This window comes from Nitrosomonas oligotropha (assembly GCF_009833085.1).
GTDB classification, from domain to species: Bacteria; Pseudomonadota; Gammaproteobacteria; order Burkholderiales; family Nitrosomonadaceae; genus Nitrosomonas; species Nitrosomonas oligotropha.
Genome location: NZ_QRBZ01000006.1, coordinates 1 through 14,761 on the forward strand (window position 1 = coordinate 1; position 14,761 = coordinate 14,761).

Consider the following 14,761-nt stretch of genomic DNA (forward strand, 5'->3'; position numbering starts at 1 on the left):
CCCTGAGATTTCTTACAAATAAGCCTTACTAAGGCAGTAACAATCAAGTAACAGCCAACCGCTTGCAACAACAGAAATTATTCTTCATCCCATTGAATTGCCGGTATCACAAAACCCCGCAGCCGGTTGCGGGGTTTTTCTTCCGAGATGTTCGCAACCGTCGTCAAAATGCCGCAGTGTTGGTCTTCTACGCAGCATTGTATTGCCGCATAATACGCTGAACCCGAAGATTAACCGGATAGGTAAAAGGAAAATTCATGATAAAAGCGTATGCAGCGTTTGAGCCTGGTGGAAAACTCCAGCCTTTTGAATACGATCCCGGCGCATTGGGCGTTCACGATGTTGAAATCGCGGTCGAGCATTGCGGCATTTGCCATAGCGATTTAAGCATGCTGCACAATGACTGGGGAATCACCCAATATCCCTTTGTGCCGGGCCATGAGATCATCGGCACCATCGCAGCCAAAGGCGCGCATGTCAGCAATCTATCAGTAGGTCAGCGCGTCGGCCTGGGCTGGCATGCCGGTTATTGCATGACCTGCCACAGCTGCCTGTCCGGCGACCATAACCTCTGCGCGCAGCCGGAATCCACCATCGTAGGCCACCACGGCGGCTTTGCCGACAAAGTACGCGCCAAAGCGGCTAGTGTTGCCGCATTGCCCGATGGCCTCAACGCACAAAACGCGGGTCCACTGTTCTGTGGCGGAATTACCGTTTTCAACCCGCTGCTGCAATACAACGTTTCCCCCACGGCTAAAGCCGCCGTCATCGGTATTGGCGGTCTAGGGCATATCGCACTGCAATTTCTGCGCGCATGGGGCTGCCAGGTAACCGCCTTCACCTCGAGCGAAGACAAAAAGAAGGAAGCGCTGGCGATGGGCGCGCACGATGTGCTGGACACAAAGAAACCAAGTGAACTAGCTGCCGCGGCCGGCCGTTTTGATCTGATTCTGACCACCGTCAACGTCAAACTGGATTGGAATGCCTATATCGCCACCCTGCGCCCCAAGGGCCGTCTGCATTTTCTCGGCGTGCCGCTTGAACCGCTGGATATCAATGTATTCCCGCTGATCGCCAATCAGTGTTCGGTGTCGGGCTCCCCCGTCGGCAGCCCCGCCGCTATCGCGACCATGTTGCATTTTGCCGCGCAGCACAAGATCGAACCGGTCATTGAAGTTTTCCGTTTCGATCAAGTCAATGAAGCGCTGGCCAGATTGGCGAGCGGTCAAGCGAAATATCGCATTGTATTAAGTCACCAATAACAGGAGATTTTGTCTGGCTGTTGTCAGGCAAAATTTTCATGCTCCCCTCATTCCATCTTCGCCGGGTCAAGGGCAGAAAACTGATCGCTGGATAGGAGCTTTAACATTTTGCCGGGAACTTTCCGGAGCCGATCCACTCCATCCAAACTGTTAATTTTTGCTTGCCAATTAATATTTAGCGGTGCGGTCGTTTGTCAATCATTTATAATAGCGCGCATTTTTTCAATCCAGTACATCCCCGATTCGCCCGGTACGCATAAATCCAACACATCAAATCCTAACACTTCAATTCAGCAGATTTGAAACCGCTTGCCGTTAAGAACGGCTGGTTTCATCAGTGGAAAGCCCAATTTATGATGCATATCTCACACAAAAAAGAAATCCGGTCGCATACTTCATTGCGCGGTTGGGCAGCCATGATGGTTGTCTTCGTTCATTTTCGATACTATTTGCACTCATCGATAGATCCCGATGAAATCACCTTGTATTTCTACAAAGGCTACCTCTGGGTTGATTTCTTCTTCATTCTCAGCGGGTTCGTCATGGCCTATGTGTATGACATCGAACATCCCAGACGTTATAGCATGCAGGATACTCTGCATTATCTGATTGCCCGGATTGCCCGAATTTATCCCTTGCATTTCATCACGTTGGTGGCAACCGTACTTTTCTTTACGCTGCTCGCGCTGATCAACTGGGGATTGGGAAAAGAAGCTTGCTGCTTGTTCGACGATTCCTTGCGCACGCCCGAATCACTGGCCGCCAACCTGTTTCTGATCCACTCGTGGGGCATGTTCGATTGGGTCACATGGAATTTCCCCTCGTGGTCGCTGAGCGCGGAATTTTTTTGCTATTTACTCTTTGCCGCGCTTTTAACCATCAGTGGCGATAACCGCAAGCTGGCTTTAGTGGTGTTGTCATGCATTGCAGTGCTTTTCTATTGCTTATGCATGGCGACGGATAGCGATGTCAATGACAACTTCCGTTTGTCCACCATCCGCGCCGCCTCCGCATTCACCATCGGCATGTTGCTGTTCTTAGCACGTAACGCGGTTTCCACTTTGCCGGACAAATACCTGACGAGTATTCAGATTGTTGCCTCTATCGCACTCTTCTTTTCGCTCCACTTTGGTGTAACCGATGTTCTGATAATTGGCTTGATGGCCTTGATCGTATTGGTGACCTGGGAAGATCGCGGCTATTTATGCACCTGCCTCGACACGCGTGGCCTGCACACGATTGGCGTATTGTCATTCTCTATTTATATGTGGCATTACCTGGTCCAGTTTGTTGCAAAACAGGATTGGGAAAGCATCACCGGGCTGCCCGTGGAAAGTAGCGTAACGGGATCCATCCTATTTGTCGCGGGCATGGTCGGCTCGGCTATCTCAATCGCGATCTGGAGCTACCGGCACCTGGAAATGCCCACGCGCAAATGGATTAACTTGCGCTTGAACGGCCTGCTGGAAGCCAAGTACGCACCCAGCTGGCAGCTGGCCTGGATACCGGGCGAGAGAAGAAGATAAACTGGCGTTGTTGTGACGGAAGTGGGTTTGAAGGGCCGCATCAAAATCATTGAGCGGCAACAACACTCGCATTCCGGTTCACATCCTGAATACGCTCGACGATTTGCCGGCTCAATGCATCGCCAAAAACTCCGGCCACGCCGAGCTCGTGATAATGATTAAACGGTGTCTCGAAAATCACTCGCGGTTCCATAACGCCGTTTTTCACCAGATACTCAACGATTTCATTCAAGAAAGTCATTTGATCGGCGTTCAAACTAGGGTGTTGCGCTAAGAAACCGGCAAAGACCGCTTTGGCGGCATTGCGATCCAACCCGACAACCGAGCGCACCAGCTTGCCCAGCGGTTCTTCACCATAAATGTTGGCATATTCTTCTTTGGGAATCGGGCCATTGTCAGCAAACAAAATGGTTTCCAATGCGGTAATGTCGGTTGGCGTAATCGGTTCGTTATTCCTCAAGCGGCGAACCGTGACGTGATCCTGATGCTCGCGAATGAAACGTTGCACGCGGTCGCGGTAGTTTTGCAAATTCGGATCGCGCCGCACGATCTTGTATTCAGTTTGATCTTCTCTGAGCAGTTGATCGGTGAAATGGGTATACACATCCGCTTTTTTCTCAGCATCGGCAAACTGAATCAACCCCCGCAACTTTATCCTGACTTCTTCCAGCATCGGTAACGTAACATCCCGCCACCAAACATCGGTTTGCAAATCCTGAATCAATACCAATTGGGCCGCCACGCGGGGAATCGCCGATTTCTCTTCCAATCCTCGGGCTATTTCCCTTACCTTGAATTGATCGCTTGCTTGCGATGCATTGTTCCGCAATAGCGCGATCTGCAAATTCAATATCAGCAAATCAAAGCGGCGCGCGAATTCATCGTCATCATCCACGTAAGGCAACCCGCTGATGCACTCCGCCAACACGTTCAAGTCATCTTGATCCAGTTTTTGCCACACCTCTTTTTGCGCGTATTTTTCCACCACCTGCCGCTGCTTGCGCACGATAAAATTGTTCAAATCCAGCGCAGCCACCGCGCCGTGTAATTGTGTTTTCAATTGCGCGGCAAAATCTTGGGGTGCGACATCTGCAACAGATTCGCTTTGCAACGCGGCAACCAGTTCCAAGCGCCGTTTGAAAACCTTTTGTTTTACCGATTCTTGCGCAGCGGCATCATATCCGGCGGGATGCGCATCAAAAAATTCCAAATTCTGGCAATAATCAAAAATGATGAATTCTTTCTTGTGCTCTCCCGGGGCGAACAAATCCTCGCACAAGCGCGTGCCGCGTCCGATCATCTGCCAGAATTTGACGCGCGAGCGCACCAGCTTGAAAAACACCAGATTGACGACTTCCGGCACGTCGATGCCGGTGTCGAGCATATCGACCGACACGGCAATTTGTGGAAACCGGTGCTTGAGGCTGAATTCATCGATCAGGTCTTGGGCATATTTCACCGAAAAGTCGATTTTCTGGCAGAACTTACCGGCGTAATGCGGGTAATTCTTGTCGAATTGTTCAACGATAAAGTCCGCATGCTTGCTGTTCTTGGCAAAAATAATGGTTTTACCGAGCTTGTCGCCGCCCTCCACCTTAATGCCGTTTTCCATCAAATGCATCAGTACTTTGTTGACGGTATCCACGTTGAATAACCACTGATTGAGTGCTGGCGGATCGATGACTTCCTTCAGTCCGCCGTTTTCCTCATCGTAGAAACGCTCCTGTTGTTCGTATTCTTCCTGTTCTTCCGGCGGCAAGTCGTGGTAACGGATGCCCTCGCGCTGGAATTTGAGCGGCACCGAAATCGCGCGCGGCGGCACCAAAAATTCATCATCTACCGCTTGCTCCAGCTCATAGGCATACGTCGGCTGGTGATCGTCGAGTTCAAATAACCGGTAGGTATTGCGATCCACCTCACCGCGCGGCGTGGCGGTCAATCCCAACAACAATGCATCGAAATAATCAAAAATCGCGCCGTACTTCTGATACACCGAGCGGTGCGCTTCGTCGATGATCACCAGATCGAAATGTGCCACACTAAAAGGCTCCTTGAGTTCGCGCCGCGTGCCGTCGATGCAGTTCAACATCGCCGGGTAGGTGGAAAACAGCACACGCGCATCTTCCCCGGTTTTGTCGAACAAACTCGCTACCGACACCTGCGGCAAGTGCTTGTTGAATTCGCGCTTGGCCTGACGCACCAATGCCTTGCGGTCGGCCAGAAACAACACACGCCGCACCCAGTTGGCGCGCATCAGCATGTCGACTAACGCAATCGCCAAGCGGGTCTTGCCGGTACCGGTAGCCATTACGATCAAGCTTTTGCGCTTGCGGTCGCGGCCAAAATGCTCCATCACACGCGCTGCCGCTTCGATCTGGTAATGCCGTCCGGTAATTTCGAGCTTCGGTTGCAATGCGCTCAATGGCTGACGCGCTGTGCGTTGATGAATGCGCCATTGCAATTCTTCGCGCGTGGCGAAACCCTGCACTTCGCGCGGCGGATAAAAACTGTCGTCCCACAGCCAAGTGGCATAGCCATTGGAGTAATAAATCAGCGGACGCTGGCCAAACTGTTGTTCCAGGCAGTGCGCATACAATTCCGCCTGATGCTTACCGGCGACCGGGTCTTTGCGGGTCTTTTTCGCTTCCACCAGCGCCAGCGGTTTGCCATCCTCACCCCACAACACATAATCGGCATAACCGGTGCCGTTGCGTGCGCCGCTGGCGGTCGGCATGCACTCCCGCATTTCAAATTCCTCCACATCCGGCGCTTTCGGATCCCAACCCGCTTCGCGCAACATCACATCGATCATCAGCTCGCGCGTCTGCGCTTCGGTATATTCACCGCTACCGATGGTTCTTTGATTGGTTTGCTTGAGTTGCTGCAATGTTTCCAGTTGCACACGCAATTGCGCCAGCTCGGTTTCGGTACGCGTCAATTTTTCGTGCGCAGCCGCAGCGGCGGCATCTTTGGCCGCCAATTCCTGCTGAATTTGTTCTAGCTGCTGCGCCGTCAACGGCACAGTTTGGGCCTCAGCCTGCGGTAGCCAATCGGCTTGAAACGGTTGTGGCGCAATATTGTCGCGCGTATAAACGCGCGATAGCCAGCCGAGGAAGCTATGCAACGCCATCGCGGCTTTCAGGCTTTCCTGCGCGGAAATAGGTTGATCGCCATGCGCGGCGACATTACCGAGCCGGTGGATGAACTTGATATCGTGAAACAGCCCTTGCCTGATGGCATTGGCAAACGTCGGCTCGTGAATCATGGCCGCCAGGCTTTTTTCATACGGTGCCTTAAGCGCCGTATCGTTGGCAAACAGCCAGCGCAGCGACAATTCCAACGTGCGGCGGGCATAAATCGCCGCCGCACGCGGATCGCGCAAGGTATAACTTTCCGCCTGCCGGGCGTCGTTCAACAGGAAGTCCCAGTGTATTGCTAGAAAATTAAAGTTAGACGGTTTCACACCACTGTGACCATTAAAATTATCACCAACAAACATTCCTTTTACAAAAGGCTTTGATATAGATCCTTCCAGTCAGGATTAACCGTTTCGATTCGGCTGATTTTCCAGGCGCGCTTCCAGTTTTTCATCGCTTTCTCCCGGCTGATTGCGGAATCCATCGTTTCATGCAACTCATACCAGACCAACTGATGCACCTGATATTTCTTGGTAAAACCATCCGCCAAATCATTCTTGTGCTCCCAAACCCGCCGGATGAGATTCGATGTCACGCCGATGTACAACGTGCCATTCCTCTTGCTGGCCAATATATAAACCGCCGGTTGTTTCTCAGTCATGATTAACAACTGCTCCCACCTCAAACCGATCTGCCGTCATACCGACGCAAGCCGGTATCCACACTCACACCGCCGTACGTGACATCAACTCCACCGTGAATGGATTCTGGCCTACGCCAGAATGACGGGGGCATGGCGACATTCTTATCGTTATGCCGGTAATCGCCGCAAGCCCGGTAATCCAAAAACCGCCGCAACCGTCCTTGATAACCATCCCATCACAACCACCGCAGCCTTCACCCAGCCCCATCCGTCATACCACCACAACCCTCACCCAACCATTCGTCATACCGGCGCAGGCCGGTATCCACATTCACACACCACCATGCGTGACATCAATTCCACCGTGAATGGATTCTGGCCTACGCCAGAATGACGGGGGCATGGTGACATTCTTATCGTCATACCGGCGAAGGCCGGTATCCACAATATCCAGTTTACCCAAATTTATTTCTAACAATCGTCATCTATTCAACCCGGTTCAATTCACCACGAAATGCGCGTTGAGTTAAAGAAACAAAAAGTTTTTCCATCATTAGTCTGTTGCCTGTTATTTTTTGACTCTGAAACTCGATTTTCTCAACAATATTAGAAAACTTTTTTTGCAATTGAATTGATGGAACAAGAACGGGAAATTCTTTCAGCTGAGTTTTATTAATTGTTGCAATTCCTGTCGTTTGCTTTGCAGCAATCAAAAAATATCGCTTCCCATATTGACTACCGATTAGTGTACTCAAGTAATGCGGCATAAATTCTTCATCATTCCTTATACGTACTCTGAATATATGATTTTGATGAATGCACGGATCAATTTGCGCTTGCCAAACGGCTCCTCTGCCCAATTTATCAGGATCCCCACCTTCGGTTAGCAGAATGTCATGTTTCATGAGCAAATATCGCTCTTTTTCTTCATCAGAAATTGCGATAGTCGCCACATCATCTAGTTGAATGTATCCATCTTGAACATTGGCCACACGCATATAAGGTATCTCAGTTAAAACCTGCTCTCTGATTTTTCGCCCTTTTGTAATGCCTGAATGGATATCTGCAATCTCATCCAGCGGTATTGTTTTCCATCCCTTAGGATTCGTCACCGGATCACCAAACAGATCCAGAAAAACAGAGCGGAGGAACTGGTCGGTAAGGGCTATGACTTGCTGGCGCTTGCGGCGTATGGCATCGGCTTTGTCCAGTATCGCAGCAATGCGTTTTTGTTCTTCCAAAGACGGAAGTAAGATTTCTGTCTCTCTAATTAAAGACTGGCTAATATTTGGCTGTGCTCCTCCAGTCGCCATGTTTAAGAACTCAGGCACTTTCTGAAGCAGCGCATAATAAAGATATTTTGGGAAACATATATTTTCATCCGGCTGGATATTGCATATTGCTTGATTTGTTGCTGCATCTATTCCCAGAAAAGCAAGTCGCCCTACGGTTGCACCATACATTGCTAATAGCAATGAGCCTTTTGGTACAATCTTTGCACTAGATTTTTGTAGCGCTTCTTCTGTTATTTTTTCTTCCGTATCAAAAATTATATTTTCACGAAGCTCACCAGATTTTACCCACGGTATATCGCCGTTCTCATAATAATTTGCAATCTGTCTGGCAGGAGTTCCACCACTTCCGGTTTTACAAAAATCAGATATTTTAAGTAGGCGAAATAAACTCACAACATCCCTCTCAGCACCTTCAAATCCTCCTGAATCTCCACCTCCAGCGCCTCCAATCGATCCAGAATCACCAGCGGCGATTCATATTCGACCTGCTGGTATTCAATTTCCCGGTAGCGGTTGATCGACAGATCGTATTGGTTGACGGCGATGTCCGCCTTGCTCACCGCAAAAGCCTGTTGTTTTTTATCCTCGAAATCCTGTGGGGTCGTTTTCCACTGCTCATACCGGGCAATAATGTCCGGGATATTATTCCTGGCATGAAGCACTGGATTCCCGCCTGCGCGGGAATGACGGATGAGTTCCTGCTGTTGTTCCGGCGTCAATAGCGGTTCGCGCTTGTCGTCCAGGCTGTAGCCGTCGGCCTGCATGTCATAAAACCATACGTTATCCGTGCCGCCGGAGTCGGTGCGGGTGAAGATCAGGATCGCGGTCGACACGCCGGCGTAGGGTTTGAATACGCCGGCGGGCATGGAGATGACGGCGTTGAGCTGGTGCTGTTCCACCAGGGTTTGCCGCAGTTGCCGGTGTGCGTTGCTGGAGCCGAACAGCACGCCGTCCGGCACGATGCAGGCGCAGCGCCCGCCGGGTTTAAGTTGTTGCAAGAACAGGCTGATGAACAGCAGTTCGGTTTTTTTGGTTTTGCACACTTGCAGCAGGTCCTTGGCGGTACCGTCAAAATCGAGCGAGCCTTTGAACGGCGGATTGGCCAGAATCAGCGTGTAGGCGTTGCGATGCAACGAATGGTCTTCGCTGAGGCTGTCGCGATTCTCAATCGACGGGTTGTCGATGCCGTGCAGCGTCATATTCATCGCGCCGATGCGCAGCATGGACGAATCGAAATCCGCGCCGTGGAACATGTGGTGATGAAAATGTTCCTTCAACGTTTCATCGAGCAGCATGGTTTTGTGCTGCTGCTCCAGGTATTCCGCCGCCACGACCAGATAACCGCAGGTGCCGCACGCCGGATCGCCGATGATGTCCTTCGGCGTCGGGGCGGTAAGTTCTACCATCAGCTTGATGATATGCCGCGGCGTGCGAAACTGCCCATTTCTTCCAGCGGTGGCGATCTTCGACAGCATGTATTCATACAGATCGCCTTTGGTGTCGCGGTCGTGCATCGGGATGGCATCGAGCATGTTGGTGACTTTATCCAGCAGCGCCGGGGTCGGAATGATGAACACCGCATCCTTCATGAAACGCGTATATGCACTGCCCGCGCAGCCATTGAGCGATTTGATGAACGGAAACACTTGGTCGCGGAACACGGTGAACTTGCGCTCGGGATCGAAATCCTTGAAGCGCGACCAGCGCAGATCGCTTTGCTGTACTTCAAAAATGGGGTTCTCAACCGGCTCGCCAAGCAGACTGGCTTTTTTTTCCTTCGCGATATGCATCTCATCCAGGCGTTTGGCGAACAACAGATAGGTAATCTGCTCGATCACCGACAGCGGATTGGACACGCCGCCCGCCGAGAAGGTGTTCCAGATTTGATCGACTTGATTCTTAATGGCGCCGGTAATCATGATTTGGATACTTGTGCTCTATCGTGAAAGACCGCAGCGTACAACAACCGGCACGGAAAATGAACGAAAATCTGGTGCTTAGCATTCAGCATTCCATCTATTACCGCCAGGTATTCGCCCGGCGTAAAAAATATTACCGTTTAACCATCCTCCTCTGTCAACGAATAGTAACCTGCTTCGTTAATTGCTCTCGAATGACAGGCTCCCGGCTTGATGGGAGCGTCAGAATTGCAGCTTTACAAAAAATTTAACTAATAAAATATGCTCGCTCCGCGCTCGTTATGAGAAAACTGAATATTGCCTATACCTGTAATGTAAGAAAGCCATGGATGGAAGACGAACGCTATGGTGAGTTTGAAGGTCCGGATACCATCAATGCGGTGACAGCAGCACTTGAACGCATCGGCGCGAATGTCGAATTGATCGATGTCGGACCGGATATTTACGCGCAGCTCGAAAAACGCAAAGAACAGATCGATTTGGTCTTCAATAACACCGAAGGATTGGATGAAAAGGAATTGCGCGAAGCTATCGTGCCGTTCTTTTGCGAACATCTGCATATTCCCTACACCGGCAGCAGCCCCAAGACTTTCATCAACAAAATGGATAAGGCGACGGCCAAGAAGATCGTTGCGTATGATGCTGTGCCGACCGCGCGCTTCCAGCTCATGATGCCGGGGGAGCAGCTCGGCGATTTAGCTTTCCCGTTGATGGTCAAGCCCTACAGCGAAGGCACCAGCATCGGCATCAGCCAAAAGAGCAAAGTGCACACGATTGCCGAACTCAATGAAGCCGTGAGCGCGGTTTATGCACAATTCAACCAGCCCGCACTGGTTGAGGAATTCCTGCCCGGTAACGAATACACCATCGGCCTGATTGGCAATTATGTGCTGCCTATCCTCGAAATCGACTTCGCCAAGATTCCCGGACAACCGCATGTGCGCGATCCGCATGTAAAAGATATCGAGAATCCCTACATTTCGCATCTCGATTGGAGCGAAAAAGCGAAAAGCTACGCGAAAATCGCCATTGAGGCGCACGAAGCACTTGAGGTGCGCGACTATAACCGCATGGATTTCCGCGAACGCGATGGCCAGCTGTATTTTCTCGAAGCCAATGTGATTCCTGGCGTTCACCCAACCGAAGCGGATCTGACCAATATGTGCCGGCACGCAAACATCGCGCACAACGACATGATCGCTCTGATCGTTTACACCGCCGTGCAGCGGCTTTCGCTCAGATACCCGGAACGATTCGCAGGGAAAACCGGACTGCTGGAGGACCTGGCGCATCAAGCCATTGGCAAAGCGGCTCACGCAGGCACAATCACCTATCGCGACCGGGTGTACACCCTTTTAGGAAAACCAACGGCGGAGCACGCATCATGATTGTATCGATCTCCAAGGAACTGCACGCCGACCTGATAAAAATTGCGCTGCAAGACATTGGTTCCATGTATGAAGCAGCCATTCGCGACGAATTGGAAGACATCGCACGCGGTAAGAATTTTGGCGTTTGCGCCATGGATAACGGCAAACCGGTCGGTTACGCCATCGCCAGAAAGACGGTTGATACCTATCACCTGCTGACATTGGCGGTTGATAAGGCGCATCGCAGCAAAGGCTTCGGTTCTCTGATGCTGGATAGTGTTTTCGCGGAAATTGAGCGGCAAGGCGGAAAAATCCTCAATGTCGTAACCGACGCCGATGCCAATGAAAGTTTGCGGTTTTATCTGAAAAACGGCTTTGCCCTGACCGGCATTGTGCAGGATGAATTTATCCCGGGCGTAGCCCAGGCCCATCTCACAAGACGGGCGGGCTACAGGCCCTTTAGCTAGGCAGGAAAGCAGCTGTTCTTGCCATTTCATAACGATGCATTCAAGAGACGGACTGGATCATGAGAATTAAAGCGACAAAAATGGATGGGTGTGGCAATTCTTTCCTCGTGGTGGATGAGATGAAAACACCTTTGGCTGGATTTAACCGTTCGCTGATTTCCAGCGCGCTGGCCACACAACACGAAACCGACGGCATTCTTTTCGTCGATGTGGATCCGCTGCAACGCACACCGACGATGAAAATCTTCGATCGCGACGGCACCGAGGAAACCATGTGCGGTAACGGTCTGCGTTGCGCCACGCGCTATTTGCACGATACCTACATCCGTAATGACATTTTTTCGATTGTCACCGGCGACGGCAAAAAGGAAGTACGCGTCATCGACGATTTGACCGAGGTGAATTTGGGCGAAGCGCGAGAATACCGGCAAATTAACGATCAACTGCATTACGTTTTCACCGGTGTTCCGCATGTGGTGGTGATCGGTTCGGAAATGAGCTTGGAAAACGCCAGAATCTTTGGCAAATCGATACGCGAAGAAAAATCGCTGTGTGAATTTGTCGGTCACCCGGAAGGCGTTAACGTTAATTTTATCTGGCGCGATGCGGACGGCATTTCCGTGCGCACGTTTGAAGTCGGCGTGGAGGATGTCACGCTGAGCTGCGGTACAGGCAGCGCGGCAAGCGCGTATGTGGCGGCAAAAGTCTTCGGCACGCCATTACCGATCATCACGAATTCGCTCGGCGGCAGCCTGAAAATTTCGAACACTGACGGACGCTTGTCAATTCGCGGCCTGACGCGTTATCAAGGCAAGGTCACCGGATTTGTGAACAGCATTCACCCCAAATCCAACGGTCCGATTGACTACCACCATCACCAGCAACAACAAAACTGGTAATTCGCAACCCGCGCGAGTGCTTACTTAAGGTTTTTCTTTATGGAATTTTCAATTGTTACTTTTTTATTAATCATGGCTGCAATGGCACTCGCTGATGTCTGCTGGACGCTATATTTCATCGATGTAGAAGAAAGAAGAGCGCACCCCGCCGCATTCTGGTCTGCAATGATTATTCTGGTCACGGCATTCACCGTCACCAATTATGTCGAAAACAAAATTTATATTGCAGCCGCTTTTTTGGGTGCGTATTTTGGCACCTACGTAACAATCAAGTGGAAACTGAAAAAAGAAAATGAGATGAAGCAAAAATCACTCGTCGAATAACATTCAATTCCCTCTCTAGCCGATTCTCAATCGGCTAGATCGCAAAACTCAAAGCCATCGATTTCTCCCTTGCCGTTTCGTCCGCTTCGCCCTCAAAGCGAAGCGGATACACTTGCATATTAATGAATCAAATCATCAAAATAATATATATTTTGACAAACCATTCAATTTAATGTAAATGGGATTTGCGTCAATTCGAGGAAGGGTGTTTCTAATTTTTTAAAACTATTTCATACCGGCCGTTGCGCATTCCATTCAAGAAGTATTGTTGAATTCAATCTCTAGCACCGGCCCATACAGACAGGAGCTTAATCATGCATAAAATTCGACTCCATCGCACGGCACTTGTTGCCGGTTTATTTTTAATTTCTTTTGCACTGCCCTCTCACGCCGCTCTATTCAATATTAACAATCTGGTCACGGACGATCAAAGCGCCAATGCCGCGCAAATCACGGATGCTGGCCTAATTAACGCGTGGGGATTGTCTTACGCACCCACCGGACCCTTCTGGATCTCCGCCAACGGTAGTGGAACATCGCCTCTATACAGCGTAAACCCGGTCGATCAAACAACCAGCAAGCTAGCCTTAACCGTTTCGATCCCAGGTGCCGGTAATGTCACCGGCCAGGTTTTCAACGGCACTAGCGCATTCAATGGCGATCGCTTTTTATTCGTAAGCGAAGACGGCACCGTTTCGGGCTGGCGCCCCGCTTTGGGTTCAACGGCCGAAACGCTCGCTACGGCATCCGCGTCTTCCCTCTATAAAGGCGCAGCACTCGGCACGATTGCCGGAGACAGCTATCTTTACGCCGCCAATTTCCATTCCGGCGCAATCGATGTATTCCCAGGTTCCATCGCATCTCCATCCCTTCCGGGTTCATTCACGGACCCTGCCCTTCCGGCTGGCTATGCACCGTTTAATGTGCAAAACTTGGGTGGTACGCTGTATGTGACTTATGCCCAGCAAGACCCGTTATCGCCGGATGAAGTGGCAGGACCGGGACTCGGTCTGGTGGATGCCTATGACTTGCGGGGAAACTTCCTGTCTCGGATTGCGACTGGCGGTACTTTAAATGCGCCTTGGGGGTTGGCAATCGCTCCTTCATCCTTCGGATCGATGGCCGGAGCGCTGCTGGTGGGTAATTTTGGCGATGGCCATATCAGCGCCTTTGACCCTGCAACGCATGCATATCTAGGGCAAGTGCTTGGTTCGGATGGCAACCCTGTCGCAATCGACGGACTCTGGGCAATATCGCCCGGTAATGATGGTTTGGCGGGAAGTAGCCATCTGTTGTATTTCACCGCTGGGCCTGACGATGAAAGTCACGGATTATTCGGTGTTTTGACTCCTGTACCAGAGCCATCGGCTTATGCCATGTTGCTCATTGGCCTGGTCTCCCTCAGCGGCGTGATTGCACATCGTAATCGAAGCTAGCTGATCCGCCGGATAACAACTCCGCCATTAATTCTGCTGCGGGAAGTAAAACAGGCTTTGCCCTTTTCTCTCATTGATGGAAGAATGCGCGGAGTTCCGGAAAAATCCGGCATTGGCGTTTCCATCGCCTGCGCTCAGAAAAAATCGGGCAGATGGTTCTAACGGGCTTTGATTAATCACTAGAAAGGATATGTTGCGATGAAAAAAATTCTCATGATCGGCTCATTAGTAATTTCCTTGCTCCTCTACGGAAGCTTTATACTAACCGGCAATGGGGCTGTATTAGCTTTCGTATTATTGGGGCTTGTTATCTCTTTTACCTGTGCAATGCTGTTCTTGTCGAACAAATAGATCGCGCGGAGGTATTTAAATTTTCCCTATCGCCATTATATTAATGCAATACATAGCATCACCAATGTGCTATAAGGTCGGAAATAACAGAAATTCACTGAAAATAATGCGCAAAAATCACTCAGCAATTTT

The 14,761-nt window shown here is 50.6% G+C and carries 12 protein-coding genes; 7 read left to right on the forward strand and 5 right to left on the reverse strand.

Going from position 1 to position 14,761, the window contains the following annotated elements; genetic code table 11:
• Positions 1-257 precede the first annotated feature (257 nt).
• Together ahr and ABD07_RS02660 are read left to right on the forward strand one after the other, a co-directional pair.
• Positions 258-1,262: an NADPH-dependent aldehyde reductase Ahr gene (ahr, locus tag ABD07_RS02655; protein ID WP_160817003.1), complete on the forward strand. Its 1,005-nt coding sequence runs from the start codon at positions 258-260 to the stop codon at positions 1,260-1,262.
• 353 nt (positions 1,263-1,615) lie between these two features.
• Entirely contained in the window at positions 1,616-2,788 is a 1,173-nt protein-coding gene (locus ABD07_RS02660; protein WP_160817004.1) for an acyltransferase family protein, read from the forward strand.
• Positions 2,789-2,834: 46 nt separating this feature from the next.
• Here ABD07_RS02660 and ABD07_RS02665 read toward each other — a convergent pair whose 3' ends face one another.
• From ABD07_RS02665 to ABD07_RS02685, 5 genes are all read right to left on the reverse strand, one after another.
• The gene (locus ABD07_RS02665) at positions 2,835-6,203 is read right to left on the reverse strand and encodes a DEAD/DEAH box helicase family protein (RefSeq protein ID WP_160817005.1); all 3,369 of its coding nucleotides are present in this window, start codon (positions 6,201-6,203) and stop codon (positions 2,835-2,837) included.
• Between the two features lie 89 nt (positions 6,204-6,292).
• On the reverse strand, positions 6,293-6,586 hold the full coding sequence (locus ABD07_RS02670) for a GIY-YIG nuclease family protein (RefSeq protein ID WP_160817006.1): 294 nt from the start codon (positions 6,584-6,586) through the stop codon (positions 6,293-6,295).
• Positions 6,587-6,650: 64 nt separating this feature from the next.
• Entirely contained in the window at positions 6,651-6,836 is a 186-nt protein-coding gene (locus tag ABD07_RS02675; RefSeq protein WP_160817007.1) for a hypothetical protein, read from the reverse strand.
• Positions 6,837-7,053: 217 nt separating this feature from the next.
• Positions 7,054-8,256 carry a restriction endonuclease subunit S gene (locus ABD07_RS15265; protein ID WP_160817008.1) on the reverse strand — a complete coding sequence of 401 codons (1,203 nt, stop codon included), beginning with the start codon at positions 8,254-8,256 and terminating at the stop codon, positions 7,054-7,056.
• Positions 8,253-9,782, reverse strand: a complete 1,530-nt coding sequence (locus ABD07_RS02685; RefSeq protein WP_160817009.1) for a type I restriction-modification system subunit M — start codon at positions 9,780-9,782, stop codon at positions 8,253-8,255. Before ABD07_RS02685 ends, ABD07_RS15265 begins: the two co-directional genes overlap by 4 nt.
• A gap of 281 nt (positions 9,783-10,063) precedes the next feature.
• Here ABD07_RS02685 and ABD07_RS02690 point away from each other — a divergent pair, with 281 nt between their 5' ends.
• The 5 genes from ABD07_RS02690 to ABD07_RS02710 all read left to right on the forward strand — a co-directional run bounded on the left by ABD07_RS02690 (position 10,064) and on the right by ABD07_RS02710 (position 14,278).
• The gene (locus ABD07_RS02690) at positions 10,064-11,170 is read left to right on the forward strand and encodes a D-alanine--D-alanine ligase family protein (RefSeq protein WP_160817010.1); all 1,107 of its coding nucleotides are present in this window, start codon (positions 10,064-10,066) and stop codon (positions 11,168-11,170) included.
• On the forward strand, positions 11,167-11,619 hold the full coding sequence (locus ABD07_RS02695; RefSeq protein ID WP_108698237.1) for a GNAT family N-acetyltransferase: 453 nt from the start codon (positions 11,167-11,169) through the stop codon (positions 11,617-11,619). Before ABD07_RS02690 ends, ABD07_RS02695 begins: the two co-directional genes overlap by 4 nt.
• A 59-nt stretch (positions 11,620-11,678) precedes the next feature.
• Positions 11,679-12,518: a diaminopimelate epimerase gene (gene dapF, locus ABD07_RS02700; protein WP_160817011.1), complete on the forward strand. Its 840-nt coding sequence runs from the start codon at positions 11,679-11,681 to the stop codon at positions 12,516-12,518.
• 39 nt (positions 12,519-12,557) lie between these two features.
• Complete coding sequence (locus ABD07_RS02705; protein WP_160817012.1) at positions 12,558-12,842, forward strand: hypothetical protein; 285 nt, start codon at positions 12,558-12,560, stop codon at positions 12,840-12,842.
• Between the two features lie 314 nt (positions 12,843-13,156).
• Positions 13,157-14,278 carry a TIGR03118 family protein gene (locus ABD07_RS02710; RefSeq protein WP_160817013.1) on the forward strand — a complete coding sequence of 374 codons (1,122 nt, stop codon included), beginning with the start codon at positions 13,157-13,159 and terminating at the stop codon, positions 14,276-14,278.
• The last annotated feature ends 483 nt before the right edge of the window (positions 14,279-14,761 follow it).